At 46.7% G+C, this 15,926-nt stretch carries 10 protein-coding genes; 8 read left to right on the top strand and 2 right to left on the bottom strand.

Annotation, left to right across the window (positions count from 1 at the left end):
* Positions 1 to 26 precede the first annotated feature (26 nt).
* Entirely contained in the window at positions 27 to 2,426 is a 2,400-nt protein-coding gene (locus PAT3040_RS14870; RefSeq protein ID WP_181376625.1) for a leucine-rich repeat protein, read from the bottom strand.
* Positions 2,427 to 2,612: 186 nt separating this feature from the next.
* Here PAT3040_RS14870 and PAT3040_RS14865 point away from each other — a divergent pair, with 186 nt between their 5' ends.
* The 6 genes from PAT3040_RS14865 (at position 2,613) to PAT3040_RS14840 (ending at position 10,913) form a co-directional block, all read left to right on the top strand.
* Positions 2,613 to 4,193, top strand: coding sequence for a response regulator (locus tag PAT3040_RS14865; RefSeq protein WP_108993354.1), 1,581 nt, complete (start codon positions 2,613 to 2,615; stop codon positions 4,191 to 4,193).
* A complete protein-coding gene (locus tag PAT3040_RS14860) occupies positions 4,190 to 6,010 on the top strand; it encodes a sensor histidine kinase (RefSeq protein WP_108993353.1) in 1,821 nt (606 codons plus the stop codon). The genes PAT3040_RS14865 and PAT3040_RS14860 overlap by 4 nt, the downstream gene beginning before the upstream one ends.
* A 100-nt stretch (positions 6,011 to 6,110) precedes the next feature.
* On the top strand, positions 6,111 to 7,040 hold the full coding sequence (locus PAT3040_RS14855; RefSeq protein ID WP_108993352.1) for a carbohydrate ABC transporter permease: 930 nt from the start codon (positions 6,111 to 6,113) through the stop codon (positions 7,038 to 7,040).
* Positions 7,041 to 7,049: 9 nt separating this feature from the next.
* Positions 7,050 to 7,862, top strand: a complete 813-nt coding sequence (locus tag PAT3040_RS14850) for a carbohydrate ABC transporter permease (RefSeq protein ID WP_108993351.1) — start codon at positions 7,050 to 7,052, stop codon at positions 7,860 to 7,862.
* Between the two features lie 92 nt (positions 7,863 to 7,954).
* Positions 7,955 to 9,403 carry an ABC transporter substrate-binding protein gene (locus tag PAT3040_RS14845; protein ID WP_108993350.1) on the top strand — a complete coding sequence of 483 codons (1,449 nt, stop codon included), beginning with the start codon at positions 7,955 to 7,957 and terminating at the stop codon, positions 9,401 to 9,403.
* Between the two features lie 22 nt (positions 9,404 to 9,425).
* A complete protein-coding gene (locus PAT3040_RS14840; protein ID WP_108993349.1) occupies positions 9,426 to 10,913 on the top strand; it encodes a sulfatase family protein in 1,488 nt (495 codons plus the stop codon).
* Between the two features lie 112 nt (positions 10,914 to 11,025).
* Here the strand turns inward: PAT3040_RS14840 and PAT3040_RS14835 are convergent, their stop codons facing one another.
* On the bottom strand, positions 11,026 to 11,826 hold the full coding sequence (locus tag PAT3040_RS14835) for a DUF2935 domain-containing protein (protein ID WP_373863945.1): 801 nt from the start codon (positions 11,824 to 11,826) through the stop codon (positions 11,026 to 11,028).
* A 168-nt stretch (positions 11,827 to 11,994) separates the two neighbouring features.
* Here PAT3040_RS14835 and PAT3040_RS14830 point away from each other — a divergent pair, with 168 nt between their 5' ends.
* Both PAT3040_RS14830 and PAT3040_RS14825 read left to right on the top strand, forming a co-directional pair.
* A complete protein-coding gene (locus PAT3040_RS14830; RefSeq protein WP_108993347.1) occupies positions 11,995 to 13,062 on the top strand; it encodes a LacI family DNA-binding transcriptional regulator in 1,068 nt (355 codons plus the stop codon).
* 111 nt (positions 13,063 to 13,173) lie between these two features.
* Positions 13,174 to 15,741, top strand: a complete 2,568-nt coding sequence (locus PAT3040_RS14825; RefSeq protein WP_219930288.1) for a glycoside hydrolase family 2 protein — start codon at positions 13,174 to 13,176, stop codon at positions 15,739 to 15,741.
* Positions 15,742 to 15,926: the final 185 nt, after the last annotated feature.

The raw sequence follows: 15,926 nt of genomic DNA, 5'->3' as shown, positions 1-15,926 counted from the left end.
AAGAAAAAGGAAATTTTTTACGATCATCATTTTTTAATCTCCGCTATACGAAGCAGCATGACAGCTGCTTCTGCGCGGGTGGCTGCTCCGTCCGGCACGAAGCGATTACCCCTGCGACCGATGACGATTTCCAGTTGGTTAATCGAAGCTACGGCGCCCTTTGCCCAAGCAGGGATCTCCGCATGATCGGCGAAAGCTGTGTGGAGGTTGGCATCCGTTGACAATTCGAGCGCCTTGGCGATCATGACGGCCATCTCTGCCCTGATAATTGTCGCTTCCGGCCGGAAGCTGCCATCCGGATATCCGGATACGATGCCTAAAGCTGCTGCTTGCGCAATGGCCTGCTTCGCCCAATGTTTTTTGCCTGCCATATCGCCGAACATAAGGGCGGTCTCGTCGCCTTCCCATTGTAAGAGTCCTGCCAGCATTACGGTAAATTCCGCACGGGTTACGCGTCGATCCGGCCCGAAGCTGCTATCCGAGTAGCCTTTAACAATTCCTCGACAGCTCGCTTCGATAATAGACGGTTCTCCCCAGTGACCGGCGATATCGGTGAAAGCGGATGGTTTGGAGCACGCAGCTTCTGACGAAGGAAGTTCGGCCACGTCTCTTTCCAGCAAAATCTTGTACGTTCGCTTGGTCCCATTTTCCGCGGTGACCACGATCTCGATCGGGTCGGCCTCCTGTTCCAGCGAGATATCAGCCTTTACTCTGCCTGATCCGAGAGCTTGTCCACCCAGCGATGTCGATGCCAGCGCATGATCCGGCAACATGGTCACTGTGATGTTTGGCTCATCGGAACCGATATGCAAAGTATATGCTGTGACGTCTCCAGAGAATACAGGAGCTAGTTCTCCGGCTGATACGCTCAGTTCCTTTAGCCTCGCATTGCCGGATTCCTCATATGGGGTTGAGGTCGGTGGCGGACTGATGTTGGTTTTTACGATGCGTTGTTGTGTTGCCGATGCATTGCCTGCCTGATCGATTGCCGTAATTTTCAGTTGGTAGGTGCCATTGGCAGCAAATGTTGCGGAGTAAGTGTTGCCTGGATAGGTCGCCACTGAACTCCGCGAGTCATATTCCGTCTCCACCACGATTTCACGGATTTCGCCAAACGAGTCGGATGCGGTTGCATGCAAGGTTACAGGTTCCGCGCTCCATGTATCTTGGGTATAAGGGGCTTCTGCAGAACCAGTCGTCATCTCTACGTTCAGCGTCGGCGGTGTATGGTCGACCCGGAATCGCCCGGAATGCCAGGTGGCTGTTCGATCCAACAGCGATCCCTGAACATGCAAAAACCATTCTCCTTCGGAGGATTGTACAATCTCGTCGCCACTTTCGAATGAGCGCCATTCTGCTTCCGGAGCGGGCTCAACGTCTGTGTTCGTCCAGATATATTTGAGATTGAAGATGCCGTAAGCATCACCTGACACAGTCGTTGTGGCCGACTGCCCCCAGTCTTGGTTTTCCGGGGAAAACGCAATAGTGGGCAAACTGATTGTTGATGCATCTATAAAAGGAATGTCAAACTCGTTTGCATAAACGTGAGCTGGCGAACCGGCGGATCCAATGATGGTAAAATCGGATCGATTGGAACCGAATGCATTGCTCTCGATCGTGGTCACAGTTGGTGGAATTACGGCATAGGCAAGATCATTTTTATAAAAGGCATCGCCTCTAATAAGTTTTACAGTAGACGGGATCACGATGGTGGTTAGCGCATTATTATCAAATGCAGAATACCAAATCGTCTCCAAACCTTCATTTAATACCACTTTTTTAAGTTTATTGCTTTTAAATGCTGCATAATCGATCAATTTCACAGTTGCCGGAATCTCAACTTCGGTTAGCGCGTTGTTTTCAAATGAAGCATAGCCGACTTCCTCCAGCTGACCTTCATTCAACTTCAATTTTGTCAGTCCGCTTTTCTTAAACGTATTCATTCCCATGCTGCTTACACTAGCGGGTATTTCAATTTCCGATATATTATTATTAACGAATGCTCCGGCACCTATGGTCTGCAAACCCTCGTGCAAGGTAACTTTCGTCAGCGCATTTTTATAAAATGCAAGTAGTCCGATGGAGGTCACGCTAGCGGGTACTTCGATTTCCGATATTTGATTTTCAAAAAATGCATACTCTCCGATCGTTTTAAGTCGCTCATGAAAAGTAACCTTAGTTATATTCTTCCACCTAAACGCTTCATTACCGATAACCGTCACGGGAAGTTCACGATATGTTTCCGGAATAATAATCTCCGTATCCGTTCCATTATAATCATAAATCTCGGCATAATCCGAATTATAGTCGAAGCTAAAATCCGAAAGCGCCGCATCGACTTTAGTGGAATCCCCCCCAATGAACCATACGGAGCCTGCAACACCCACCGCGAGCAACAGTCTCTTCCAATCAAATCCTCGCAACATATCTTTCATCCTTCCACTTCGAGTTTGTTTATAGTGTAACAGGTGGCAATGAAAGAATTATGAAAGAAACTGCCAAGAAAGGTAAACGATTGGTCGGATTAAAGGGTTTAAACTTGACATTACAGCAAGACTTGTCGCAAAATATGAACTTAAAGCCGCGCACACTAGACGGAAAGTGGGGATCGCATGTTCAAAGTCATGGTCGTTGATAACGAATCCTGGATCCGCAAAGGGATAAAAGCTTTTATCGATTGGGAGCGGCTCGGCCTCATTGCCGAACTGGAAGCCGCCGACGGATTGGAGGCGCTCCAGCTTGCGGAAGAAAGCAGACCGGACATTTTGATAACCGATGTCAGAATGCCCGAAATGGACGGAATTGAACTGGCAACAAAAATGCTTGCTATGTATCCGAACCTGAAGGTTCTAATTGTAAGCGGATACAGCGACTTTGAATATGTCAAAGCAGCAATCGAGCTCGAAGCCGTTAGTTATATTCTTAAACCTATTCGCAAGCAGGAGCTCAATGAGATGCTGGAGAGGGCGATCGAAAAGCTAAACGCGGAATCGGTCGAGCAAAGAATGGCGGGCCATCTGCCCAAGCTGCTGGAGAAGCATGCCGCCGACTTGTGCCGAGGCACCGGCATGCAGGAGACGCCGGTTGCTTTCCTCGACGCGCTGCAGTTAAGCCACATGGAGGGGAAATGTTTAGCATGCGTCATCTTTGTTGGCGATGAGTCCCCATACGAAGCAGAAACGATGTCCATACTACTGGAGCAAGCGGCTATGTCGCTTCCAACCGGGCGAAGGCGATTTATTTTGTGGGATAGACGGGGAAGCCGCTTGTCCGCAGTCGTACTTGCAGAAGATCGAGTACGGCTGCATTCGTTCGTAAAAAATGTGCTAATGGCACTAGGGAAGGAAAATATCGTCGGGGTATGGGCCGTATCGGGTGATCCCGTGGACAGAAACGAACCTGCGGGCCTTAGCGACTCTTACCAGGAAGCGTTGGCCATGTCGGAGAATTATGCCATCAATCGCAGCTCGTCCTTTATTCCCTATTCACTAGCAGAGGAAGAGGGGGCAAGCTATAAATATCCTTTACATCTGCAGAAGCGGCTGAGCGAGCTTGTGGCGCGCAACGATAGAAAGGGATATGTCGCGATCGTCAGCGATATTTCCGATTTCTTTCGGCAGACGGAAGGGGCTACGTTGAAGCATGCACGAAGTTTTTTTCTGTCCATTGTATCCGATACGGTTCGAACAATATTATCTGGACCCTCATTCAACGAAACAATCGTTGACAAAGGGTTTCGGTTTTGTCTTGACATTGATTCATACGAAGACTTGCGGCGGATGGAGGCTTGGCTTCTTCAATTTTTGCAAGTGCTAGGCGATTTTATGGATCAGTCGGGCAAACGGGACATTGATCGAAGCATTATGATGGCGGCGAACTATATTCGCGAGCATTATTCGGATAATATCAGCTTGCATTCCGTATCAACGCGATATCATATTACTTCAAACTATTTCAGTACGATGTTCAAGGAAGTTATCGGCGAAAATTTCGCCCAGTTTCTAACCCGCGTTAGGATGGAGAAAGCAAAGGGACTGCTTGCCGAATCTGACATTAAAGTGATGCAGATCGGCGAGATGGTCGGTTATACGGACAGCCGCTACTTTAGTAAATTGTTTAAGAAGCACTGCGGGCTGATGCCGACCGAATTCCGCCAAAGCCGCATGAATTTGAATCAATCGGGCGAGCTATGAGAAGTATACTGTTTTTCCGCAAAAGCATTCAGACGAAAATCCTGCTAAGCTTCATTTCCGTCAGCCTCATTCCTCTTGCGCTGCTCGGCTGGATGTCTTATAAGTGGTATGTGGATAGGGTGGAAAACCGTACAGCCGAGTACAACGCGGAGCTTATCCGTACATTCACCAATGACATGGATCAGTTTCTGCAGCAGATCGAGCTGTTTTCGTTTACTGCATATCAAGATAACTTCCAAGCCTTGTGGAAGGATGGCTTGCAAGCAAAAAGCTTCGGGAAAATCCGCAACGAATTGGCGATGAACGAACTGTTTCAACGGCAAGAGGAATTTTACAACTTCCGTGGAATCATTCGATCCGTGACGCTGCTTGACGCGGATGGGCTCGTATTTTACGAAAATAAAATGACAGTAAAAAGTGAGTACCAATTCGAGAAAGAAGCATGGTTCTCGCCGCTTAAAAACGGCATTCGCAGCAGCTACTTGATCGGCCCTTACCAATCGCAGCCTTGGCTGCCTTCCGACCTGCTTCCATCTGAAGCGATTGGGGCGGACAGTTACAGTTTGACTTATATCCGCAAAGTCTCGGATTTGGAACAGACTCAGACTGTTCTGGGATACATCTTGCTCCATTTCAGTTTAAAGGAAGTCCAGAAGTTTCTTGATCCGCTTATGCGCGATTCCTCCGGAAAGATGATCATCGCTGACCGACAGGGACGTATCGTATACGATCCCGATTCTACTCAAATCGGTCAATCGATTTCGCCCGAGATGAGAGTAAACGCCGATTATCGGAAATATACAGTAGTCCGTGAAGATGATCGCCGTTATTTGGTCACTTCAACGTCTCTCTCAACTGTGGATTGGGATATTTATTCGAAAAACGATTTGGATGAGCTATTGTCCGACAGTAAGGAAATGCGCAACCTGACAATCCTTTTCGTGGCAGGCAGCTTCGCTCTGGCGCTTCTATCGGCGCATGTACTGTCCGTCGGGTTGGTGACGCCGATCAAACGGCTAAAAAACGGCATGCTCAAAGTAAGCCAAGGTTATCTGGGCGGGATGCAAGCGGACAAGCTGCCACGCGACGAGATCGGAGAATTAGGCCGTTATTTCAACGAGATGATCGCACGCATCAAATATTTGATCGAACAGGTATACCAGGCTGAGCTGCACGAGAAAGAAGCGAAACTAAATGCGCTTCAGGCACAGATTAACCCGCATTTTCTGTACAACACGCTTGAAACGATTAACAGCATAGCGGCTGTCGAAGGCGTTTCCAAGGTGAGCGACATCGCCAGCGCGTTGTCGGACATGTTCCGCTATAGCACGAAAGCGGGCGGGATGACGGTCATTGTAGCCGAGGAGATCCGGCATATACGCAATTATCTCGAAATCGTATCCATCAGGTTCGAAGACAAGCTAACCGTCTATTTGGACATTCCCGAAGAGTTGAATCGATACCGAATGATTAAATTGGTGCTGCAGCCGATCGTCGAAAACGCCGTTTTTCACGGCATTGAGACGATACGCGGGAAAGGAGAACTCCATATTTCCGCCCGCAAAGAGAATGACGAGCTCGTATTCTCCATTAGGGACAACGGCACCGGTATGACAAGCGAGCAGCTAGCCCTTCTCCGCAAAGGGCTGGCTGATCCGGCAGTGCATGAGCCAAACGAACCTGCGGAAGGAAAAGTTGGCATTAAAAATGTACATGACCGTATCCGATTTTATTACGGAGATGCTTATGGCATCTCACTGGAGAGCAAACCTGAAGAATTAACGGAGGTTACGATACGCATCCCGGCAAAATCATAAAAAATTACACATGTTCGCGTAATTCTGTCTCATTGTTGAACCGATCGCCCCTTTCTATAATGGAGCCAATAGAGCTTCCGAAAAGAAAGGGGTTTTTCGCATGAATGAGCGTGCTTACAACATCAAGCCCCGCAGCGGGGGACTATGGAACCGGATATGGAAGTACAGAACAGCCTACCTGTTTCTTGTTCCTTCTCTCCTGCTGCTGGGTTCCATTAAATATTTGCCTTTTTTCACCGCCTTCGTGGAGTCGCTCTTCGATTGGAACGGCGTGAACATCAATACGTTTATCGGGCTTGGCAATTATGAGGAGCTGCTGCAGGACAAAAAGGTTGCGGTTGCTTTCGCCAATGTGTTTAAAATTTCGCTCTTTACTTTGATCGTTAATCTGACCTTGCCGATGCTTGCTGCCGTACTGGTGTTCAGAATCCGGAATATACGGCTGCAGAACTTCTTAAAAGTAGGATTTATCGTGCCTCTTGTCGTTCCAATGATGGTGCTGGTCTTGTTATGGCGGTGGCTGTACGCGGGCGACTTCGGTCTCATTAATCAGTTTCTTGATCTCATTGGACTAGGCAGCTTGAAGCATTCTTGGCTGGGCGATCCGTCCACGGCTTTGTGGGCGATCATCTTTGTTGGTTTCCCGTGGGTCGCGGGCTTGCCGTTCCTTCTGTATCTGTCCGGCCTTCAGGGCATTTCGGAGGATTTGTTCGAAGTGTCGCAGATCGAAGGTGTTGGTCCGTTTCGCAGATTTTGGTCGATTGAGCTGCCTCTGATGGCTAGTCAGATCAAGCTTGTGCTGATGTTGACGCTTATTCAAGCATTCCAGGTGTTCGAAGCGCCTTACGTGCTGACAAACGGCGGACCGGGCATTACGACGATAACACCGGCGCTTCATATTTATGATCAGGCGTTTAATTATAGCCGTTTCGGCTATGCGTCCAGCATTGGCGTAGCCATGTTCGCCATTCTGATCATACTGACTGTAGTCATTCAAAAGTTCGTGAAAAATTCCGAAAAAATCGAATAGAGGTGCCGCATGAAGAAACGAAGCCTTGGAATCAACATTGCAGCCATTGTACTTTTTGCCATATCCATGTATCCGTTTTTCGTCATGTTGATTTCTTCGGTCAAACATCAGATGCAAATTTACGAAAATCCCTGGTTTTTCTCAAAAGTGTTCCACTTTGATAACTACTGGATTGCTTTCGAGCAAATCGCCATGCCGATTGTACATTCCATCGAGGTGACCGCCATTGGCGTTATCGTGACGCTGCTTGCCTCATCAACGGCCGCGTATGCGTTCGCGAGACATGATTTTCCGTTTAAAAATCTATTTTACAGTATTATTATCATGCTGTTGATGATTCCGGGCTTCGTCATTCTTGTTCCGCAATTCATCAATATTAAAAATATGGGCATGTATAACACCATTATCGGACAAGCGCTGCCGCCGGCCGCGAGCTATACGGCGATGGGAGTGCTCTTGCTTCGCACCTATTTCGAAGGATTGTCAAAAAGCCTGTACGAAGCGGCCGAAATGGAAGGCGCCAAAGATGCGCGCATCTTCACCCTAATCGTGCTGCCGCTGTCAAAGCCGATTCTCGCAACCGTGGCGATTATGTCCGGGCTGCAAATCTGGAACAACTTCGTATGGTCCCTTGTAGTAACGACGGGTGATAAAGTCATGCCGGTCATTATCGCCATTACGACGATCCAAAGCGGAATAAACGAAGGAGACGGCGTGAAGCTGGCAGGTTATATTATTGCTTCTTTGCCTCTGTTAATCTTGTTTTTTGCCGCCACGAAACCGTTTGTATCGGGACTGACGCAAGGCGCAGTCAAAGGTTGATCGTATGATCCTCCTCGAAAGAGACGACATTCGTGGAGGTTTATATAGAGTAAGTATCGCAAACTTAAAAAAACTGGGAGGGTTACAGCATTATGCGCAAAAATTACAAAATCGGCTTTGTTATGATCAGCTTAATTATGGTGATATCGATGCTGGCGGCATGCGGCAGCAGCAAAAATGAGGGCGGTTCCAACAGCAGTCTGGCGCCATCCGGCACAAAGCTGAAAGTTGCTTATTGGGGGGCGGAATTCGCAACCGCTCAAAAGGTTGAAGCGACGTACAAAAAAATATTCAACGATTACAAGGCGCTAACAGGTCATGAAGTCGAGCTCGTGTTCGTTCCCGATAGCAATTATAGGACCTGGATGGTTACTCAACAAGCTGCGGGAAGCATGCCTGAAGTGGTGACAACGCGAATGGCGTGGGTTTGGGAAGATTACACCAAGGAACAGGTAATCGACCTGGGTCCTCATCTGGAGAAGGAGTCGCCATACAACCCGGGCAAGCCTTGGAAAGACACGTTTATCGAGTCGTTCTACAAGGATAGCATCAATCCGGCTAACGGCATCATTAACTCCGCTCCCGCGTTCACCGCGATGATCCGGGTGCTGTACAATCAAGAGTTGTTCGACCAGGCGGGAATCGAGAAGGCGCCTGAGACATGGCCGGAATTTATGGAAGTGTCAAAAAAATTAAAAGATGCCGGGATTACGCCGATTGCCATGTCGGGTCAATCCAACAGCCATATTAGCTGGTTTCTCACCTCCATCTTTGGACAATTGGACGAACCGCTTCGCAAGCAGATGGATACCGACGGCGACAATATGATTACGAAAAACGAGTTGGCGCGAGCAACCGATCTTGGTTTGATTAACTACTCAAAACCTCCTTTCAGCGACGGGCTGGAGCTGTTTAAAGATTTTTCGCAGTATTGGAACTCCGACTTTAACGGTATCGACGAAAAGACAGCCGAGCAATTGTGGCTGACAGGAAAAACAGCCATGCTAATCTTCAACTCGGCCAACTTGACGCTTGTTGAAGACATGGAAGGAAGGGACTTCGAATATGGAGGCTTCCCGATTCCGTATATTACGAAAGCGCAATTTCCGGATGCAATGGAGAAGTCCGTCATGTTAGGCGGCGCGGCGAACGAATCATGGGCGATTTCCACATCTGCTACAGGCGAAAAGCTTGACGCTTCCGTGGATCTTATTCAGTATCTGACTTCGCCTGAAATTCAAGGCTACTTGGGCGAGACTCTCAGCTACTTGCCGACGATTACGAATGCCGAACTCCCTGAGAAGCTGAAAGGTTTTGTCATTCAGAACGAAGATATTCGCCGTGCTAACTATACGGGTCCGGCCACGATCAAAGAATTTTCGGATTTCTTGATCAAGTCGATGCAGCTTTATTTGGGCGGATCGGTGGATACCGTCAAGTTGACCGAAGAACTGAACGCGGAGTGGAACAAAGGCATGGAGAATGCAAAGAAAACAAATAATTGGTCGGAAGCGAACAATTACGGCATGAAGCAGGAGTAGCAGAGAATGGAGTGATATCGCTATGAAGCAGCCTAACGTACTTCTTATTATGTGCGATCAGCTGAGAGCGGACGCCATCGGCGCTTATGGCAACGGCATCGTCCGCACGCCTAATCTGGATCGGCTCATGCGGCGCGGATTGACCTACGACAACGCCTATTCTACATGTCCCGTATGCATGCCCGCCCGTTATACGATTCGGACAGGGCGCGAGCCGTACCAAACGGGTTATTACGATAACGGAGGTCTGTGTCTGACGGAGGAGCAGCCGAGTAATCACGAAGAGCGGTGCGGGGCATATTTGCCCCGTACGATGAGCGCCTTAGGCTACCGGACTTTCGGAATAGGCAAATTTCATACGGATCCCTGGAACGAAGATCTCGGATATGAAGTACAGATTCGGAGCGAGGAACTGTTTGATACAGAAGAGCAGGCTGAAGGAGACGACTATGCGAGATTCATCATGAATCAGCATCCGGCCTACGCACATATCGAGCAACTGCACGGGGAACGAACGGAGATGTATTACATGCCTCAAACGAGTCCGGTTCCGGCGGAAATAACGGTTGAAGCATGGGCGGCTGATGAGGCGGTCAAGCAGATCCAGTCCGAAGATAGCCGCCCTTATTTCGGATTCGTTTCCTTTATCGGACCTCATCCGCCACTAGCTCCCCCGGTGCCGTTTAATCGGATGTACAATCCGGACGCAATGCCGAATCCGGTAAGAGGCGAGCTCGAAGTAGACTTTATGGATGAACAGCTGCCATGGATGAATCATCTGATTTGGGCGGAGGATATCGATGATCCGCGGGCTCGCGCCTTAAAAGCGCGTTATTACGGAGAAATAACGTATATCGATCAATGTATTGGACGTATTCTCGATGCGGTCGACAGCAGGCCCGATGGGGACGAAACGCTCATAGTGTTCTTTAGCGACCATGGCGACCATATGGGCGACCATCATGCGTGGCAGAAGGAAAGTTTCTTCGAAGCATCGACCCGGGTACCTTATTTAATCAGTTGGCCGGCCAGACTTCCGAAGGGAGAACGGCGTGACGAACTTGTTTGCCTGACCGATATATTCGCGATCGCCACTTATGCCGCCGGAAGCATGGAAACGAGAGACGGCTATGACGTTTTGGGTTGTGAGCTGGAGAAGGCTCAGCCCAGAATCCACCTGTTTGGATGGTACGGCAAGCCCGGTAGCGCCACCTTCAAGATCATGGTGCGTCATATGGATTGGAAGCTCATCTACATGGCGAATGGGGGAAGAGTGCAGTTGTTCAACTTGCGGAACGATCCGAACGAGTTGAATGAACGAAGCGCCGATTTTCCTGCTATAGTTGAAGAGATGCGATGTGCTGCTTTGGAGGAAATGACTCGACATAAATCACTTGCCCTAGCAATGTTGGACGGGGAATTCCGAAGCTTTCCATTTGTTGCCCGCCCGCTTGCCCGGATTCGGCAATTCAATCTGTCGAAGGGCGTGGCCGATTTTCAAATCAATTAATTATCAGTTCATATCGAAAAAACGCGTATTAATGGATGGCTTAAGGCTATCCTTTAATACGCGTTTTGTTTGAGGAACCGAAACTGCATAACTGTTTTTAACGATTCAAATATTAAGCAGAATTACCTGTTAAACTATTTTCAAACATATCGATAATAACAAGGAAGTGTTCGGCTTCTCGAAATACATGGTCCGCCAATAACGGATGAATGATACTTTTTATACGGCAGGCTTCGATCATGTCTCTGGCTGTTTTTTTGAAGTCGCGAAGCGATTTAACCGACACCTTGTTTTGATCTAAAAATTGGTCAAGCAGAGGAAGCGTTTGCGATTCTGGACGCATCGATTCCAAGTCTCTTGCTTGATACAGCAATGTGTCAAATTCCTGGCTAAAATTATTTGCTTGTTCCACTAGTTGGCGCTCGGAAGGATCAAGCAAGTGGCTTATAAATTTAGCGTGATCGGCCATAATTCTTAAAAAGAATACGTTCTCGTCAATAATAGCATCAGGAAGAGGCTCCAACCTGCCGGCATTTAATTCCGATAACCGATTTCTAAAATAATTTGCTTCTCTGCTAACATGATCAACCAACAAGGGGAAGTTGTTTGCACCAGGAAGTTGGCACCTTAGTATTAAACCGAGCACTTTTCGTTTAAAGGCCCAAATATAAGAAACAGCTATGTGTACTTCTTCGTTGAATCTTTTAATGACAGAGGGATCTGTTCCAATGTTAAATGCATTGGATTTATTTTCGATTGCTTCAAAAATGGCATAAAAATGATTGGCTTCATTAATTAATTGGGTATCATCACAACGAAACCCTAGTTTAAGAAAAAGAGAATGCTCTTTCATAATTCGGGACCAAAACCGAATTTCTTCTAATGAACGAGCAACAAATGACTGATCTAACAACGGCAGCCTCTCCCTTTTAAAACATGATCTTTAAGAGTACTTTATGAATAGAGGATTTGTACTATTCCCTTTCTGGAGTTTTTAAAAATTCAACTTTTTATTGAAGATGAATAAAGTTTCTATTATTATTAAAGAAGTTGATAATAAATAGAGAGAAGTTGATACAAAGTGAAATTAAAAAAAGTAACGATGGAAGATATCGCCGCGGAATTAGGCATTTCGAAGTCATTGGTTTCCAAAGCGTTAAGCGGATCACATGGAATCAGCGAAGATACGAAAGATAAGGTCAGAGCTGCAGCCATTCGAATGGGCTATCGTTTCAAAAAAGGCGTCCCTCAAGAAGCGACAGATAAGACAGGCAATGTGGCTGTATTGCTTCCTCGCGAGGACGTAGGTGATTTTGATTATTGGGGAGTCATATTAAAGAGCATAGAAGTAGAAATGAGCCGTAATGGCTACAGTGTCATGTTTTCGGGAATTGATACTCAGGCCGAGAAAGGCGCATCGTTGCCGTTAAGCATAACAGAACATAAAGTCGATGGCGTCATTATACTCGGACGGATACCCAGGCCGATCATATTATCCGTTATTGCAGCAGGGTTGCCTCTTGTATTGATTGATTCGGACTATCATGATCTAAATGTAGATCTTGTATATGCAGATAATTATGGGGGCGGCTTCGAAGCGGCTCGTCATATGATAAAGCATGGCCATCGTAATCTCGGATTTATTGGAAATCTCGATTACTCGTGGACCTTTAGAGAGCGGTACAGAGGCTTTGCCGCTGCTGTCGAGCAATACAGGAGCGAAGCGGGAGAAGGGATAAAGCTGTCCGTTTTTTCTGGTGATGTGGATTTCAACAATATTCCTGTTGCATACGAAGAGATTAAAAATTGTCTAGAGGCCGAAGAACGCCCGGATGCGCTTTTCTGCGCGAATGACCCGATTGCCTTTGTTGTATTGCAGGCAATGGATCAGCTTGGTATCACATGCCCGGACGGAATGTCTATTATGGGGTTCGACAATGTAAGTAAATGCGAGATGAGTGTAACGCCTCTAACTTCTATTGAGCCGCACAAAAGTCTCATGGGAGAGAGAGCCAGTCAGATGCTGCTCCGTAGAATCGAATATGATAATGGCGTTTCTGAAAAACAACAGCTTGTTGTGAAAATAGTTGAAAGAAAAACGGTCAAAATGTTGAATGAAAAACGAGATAATATTCAAGAAGTTTATTAAATTTATTGAAATATTTATTGACAAACTACTGTTTTTCAGATTATAGTTTGATTAGCAAATGGAATTGCAAGAAGTGATCAAACGGATATGACTAACAGGAGGTTCCTACATTTGAGGTTTCTGAAACTTGTTGAATGGAAGTTGAAGGGCTTCTATCCTTATGTACCATTACTCGGCAACAGCTTGGAGACGCAACAGGAGCTGATGGGAATGACGGATTGGCTTCCTGCTAAGGTGCCTGGCTGTGTACAAAATGATTTATGGAAAGCCGGCTGGATTGAAGATCCCTATAAGGATATGAACAGTTTGAAATGCGAATGGGTTGAAAATCGGTGGTGGATGTATCGGACTCATTTTTCGATTTCTGTTGCACCGGACGAAAGTATTCTTCTCATTTTCAAAGGAATCGATTATAAAGCGCATTTTTATTTCAATGGTCATTTTCTCGCTACGCATGAAGGCATGTTTGAACCGGTTGAGTTAACCATTGGCTCTGACCTTTGCCAGAAGGATAACGAACTGACTGTTTTGTTCGAGCACGCACCTGATGAGATGGGACAAATCGGATACACGTCAGAAACGCACACGCAGAAAAGCCGATTTAATTACAAATGGGATTTCTCCACCAGATTGGTTCCGATCGGACTATGGGATGATGTTTATGTGAAAGTGATCAAATCCGCTTATTGGGGAGAGGTTCGATTAACAACCTCATTCGAGGAACAAACGGGCAACATTCGCTGGTACGGAGCATTAAAGGGTCCGGCTTCCGCCTCCGTTCATCCGTCCGATGAATGGGTTGCGATTGCCGAAGTTGTACATAATGGTGAAAGATTAGGCAAGTGGGAGGCCTTTGTACAGCAATCCGGCAGCTTTGAGATCGATATGGCCGTTCCGAATATATCTTTATGGTATCCTAACGGCTTGGGGGAGCAGCCGTTGTATCAGGTTAAAGTCACTCTTTATCAGGATGGCGAGCTGATCGACGAATGGATGGGCAGAACGGGATTTCATTGCTTGGAATGGATACCGAATGAGGAGGCTCCAGCAGATGCCTTTCCTTATTCCGTATTCATTAACTCGTCACGCATGTACATTAAAGGAATGAATCTAACCCCGCTAGATATGATGTATGGCGCAGTGACGAACGATAGATATGAGGATATCGTTCTAAAGCTTAAGAAAGCAAACGTCAATCTCGTTCGTGTATGGGGCGGTGGCTTAATCGAAAAGGATATTTTTTATGAGTTGTGCGATGAGCACGGCATTCTAATCTGGCAAGAATTTATTCAGTCCAGCTCCGGTATAGACAACATTCCTTCTCAGAAACCTGGATTTATGAAAATGCTGGAGCGCGCGGCTTATTCGGCAATAACAAGAAAGCGCAATCATATCTCATTGGCCTGTTGGAGCGGCGGGAATGAACTGCGAGACGAGCACGGCATACCTTCTACGGTTAAGGACAAGAACATTGCTTTGCTTCAAAGCATGGTGCAACAGCTAGATCCTCACAGATACTTCTTGCCTACCTCGGCTTCTGGGCCGAATGAATTCTTATCGCTTGATCATCCCGGCAAAAACTACGATGTGCATGGTCCTTGGAAATATGCCGGTCCTGTGGAGCAATACAGGCTTTACAACGGTTCCGATAGTCTGCTTCACAGCGAATTTGGCGTCGATGGACTTGCTTCGTACGCTTCCATACTGCGTTTCCTCAGTAAAGCTGAACAAAAAGTGCAAACGATGCAAGAAAACGATGTTTGGAGACATCACGGCGAATGGTGGTGCACCAAGGATCGTGAGGATGAGATGTTCGGCGGTATCAATGACCTGCAGGAATTTGTCGTAGCGAGTCAATGGACGCAAGCCGAAGGACTCCGTTATGCATTGGAGGCAAATCGACGCCGAAAGTACCGGAATAGCGGAAGTATCGTATGGCAATTCAATGAGCCCTTTCCAAACGTATCTTGCACAAGCGTGATTGACTATTATCACCAACCTAAAATGGCGTATTATTGGGTGCGAAAAGCATTTGCAAACCAGCATCTATCCTTGAAATATGATCAGTTGATCATCGATTCAAATACACCTTTCTACCCAGAGTTGTATTTCCATAATAGTTTTGAGCAAGGCGAGCTGAACTGGACAATAGAATGCATAAGTCCACAAGGAGATAGGTTTCACATCCAACAGGGCTGTCATTCTATCCACAGTAATACCTCGACTAAATTAGATACACTTGATTGGGATGTTTCCACAATGTCCGAGGGAATTGTCATCGTCCGATTATCAGGATCCTTCATAGGAGAAAGCTATAAAAGTAATAATCCTTATAATTTGGAATCGAATACCTATTTGTTCTCCACCAAAAAAAGTCATTATTTCTCTGACTGGCTAAGAGCTCCATCGGCAGATTTAAGCTGGAGTCATGTAAGGAATAGCGGGCACGACGCAATTGAAGTATATGAGGTTGTTAACACGGGTCCAATACCTGCCTTATATATCGTAGCCGCATACATGGATGGAGGGATCGAAAAAATTTTATTCAGCGAACAAAATTATTCGGTGCTGTTTGCCGGTGAGAGGCTTCAATTCGAAGTAGAAAGACACTCTTGGGGCAGTGACCCAGTTGATCCGTCCTCGATTTATTTCAAGACGATACATTCTGCCGGGAGGTGAGATATCTGCAACAGTCGTTCTGATGAGTGGCTTGAAAGTAACAAATGATTTAGTGAACAAACTAAAAAAAGGGAGGCAGTTCAATGGTCAAAAAATCTTATTCTCTTGTGTTCGTCATGGTATTGGCAGTAGCAATGCTTGTTGGTTGTACGTCTAATAATGGCGGCAATAAATCCAACGCGGGG

This window comes from Paenibacillus agaridevorans (assembly GCF_003112455.1).
Lineage (GTDB): Bacteria > Bacillota > Bacilli > Paenibacillales > Paenibacillaceae > Pristimantibacillus > Pristimantibacillus agaridevorans.
Note: the sequence above shows the minus strand (reverse complement) of the source record. Positions and strands in the feature narration are given on the sequence as shown.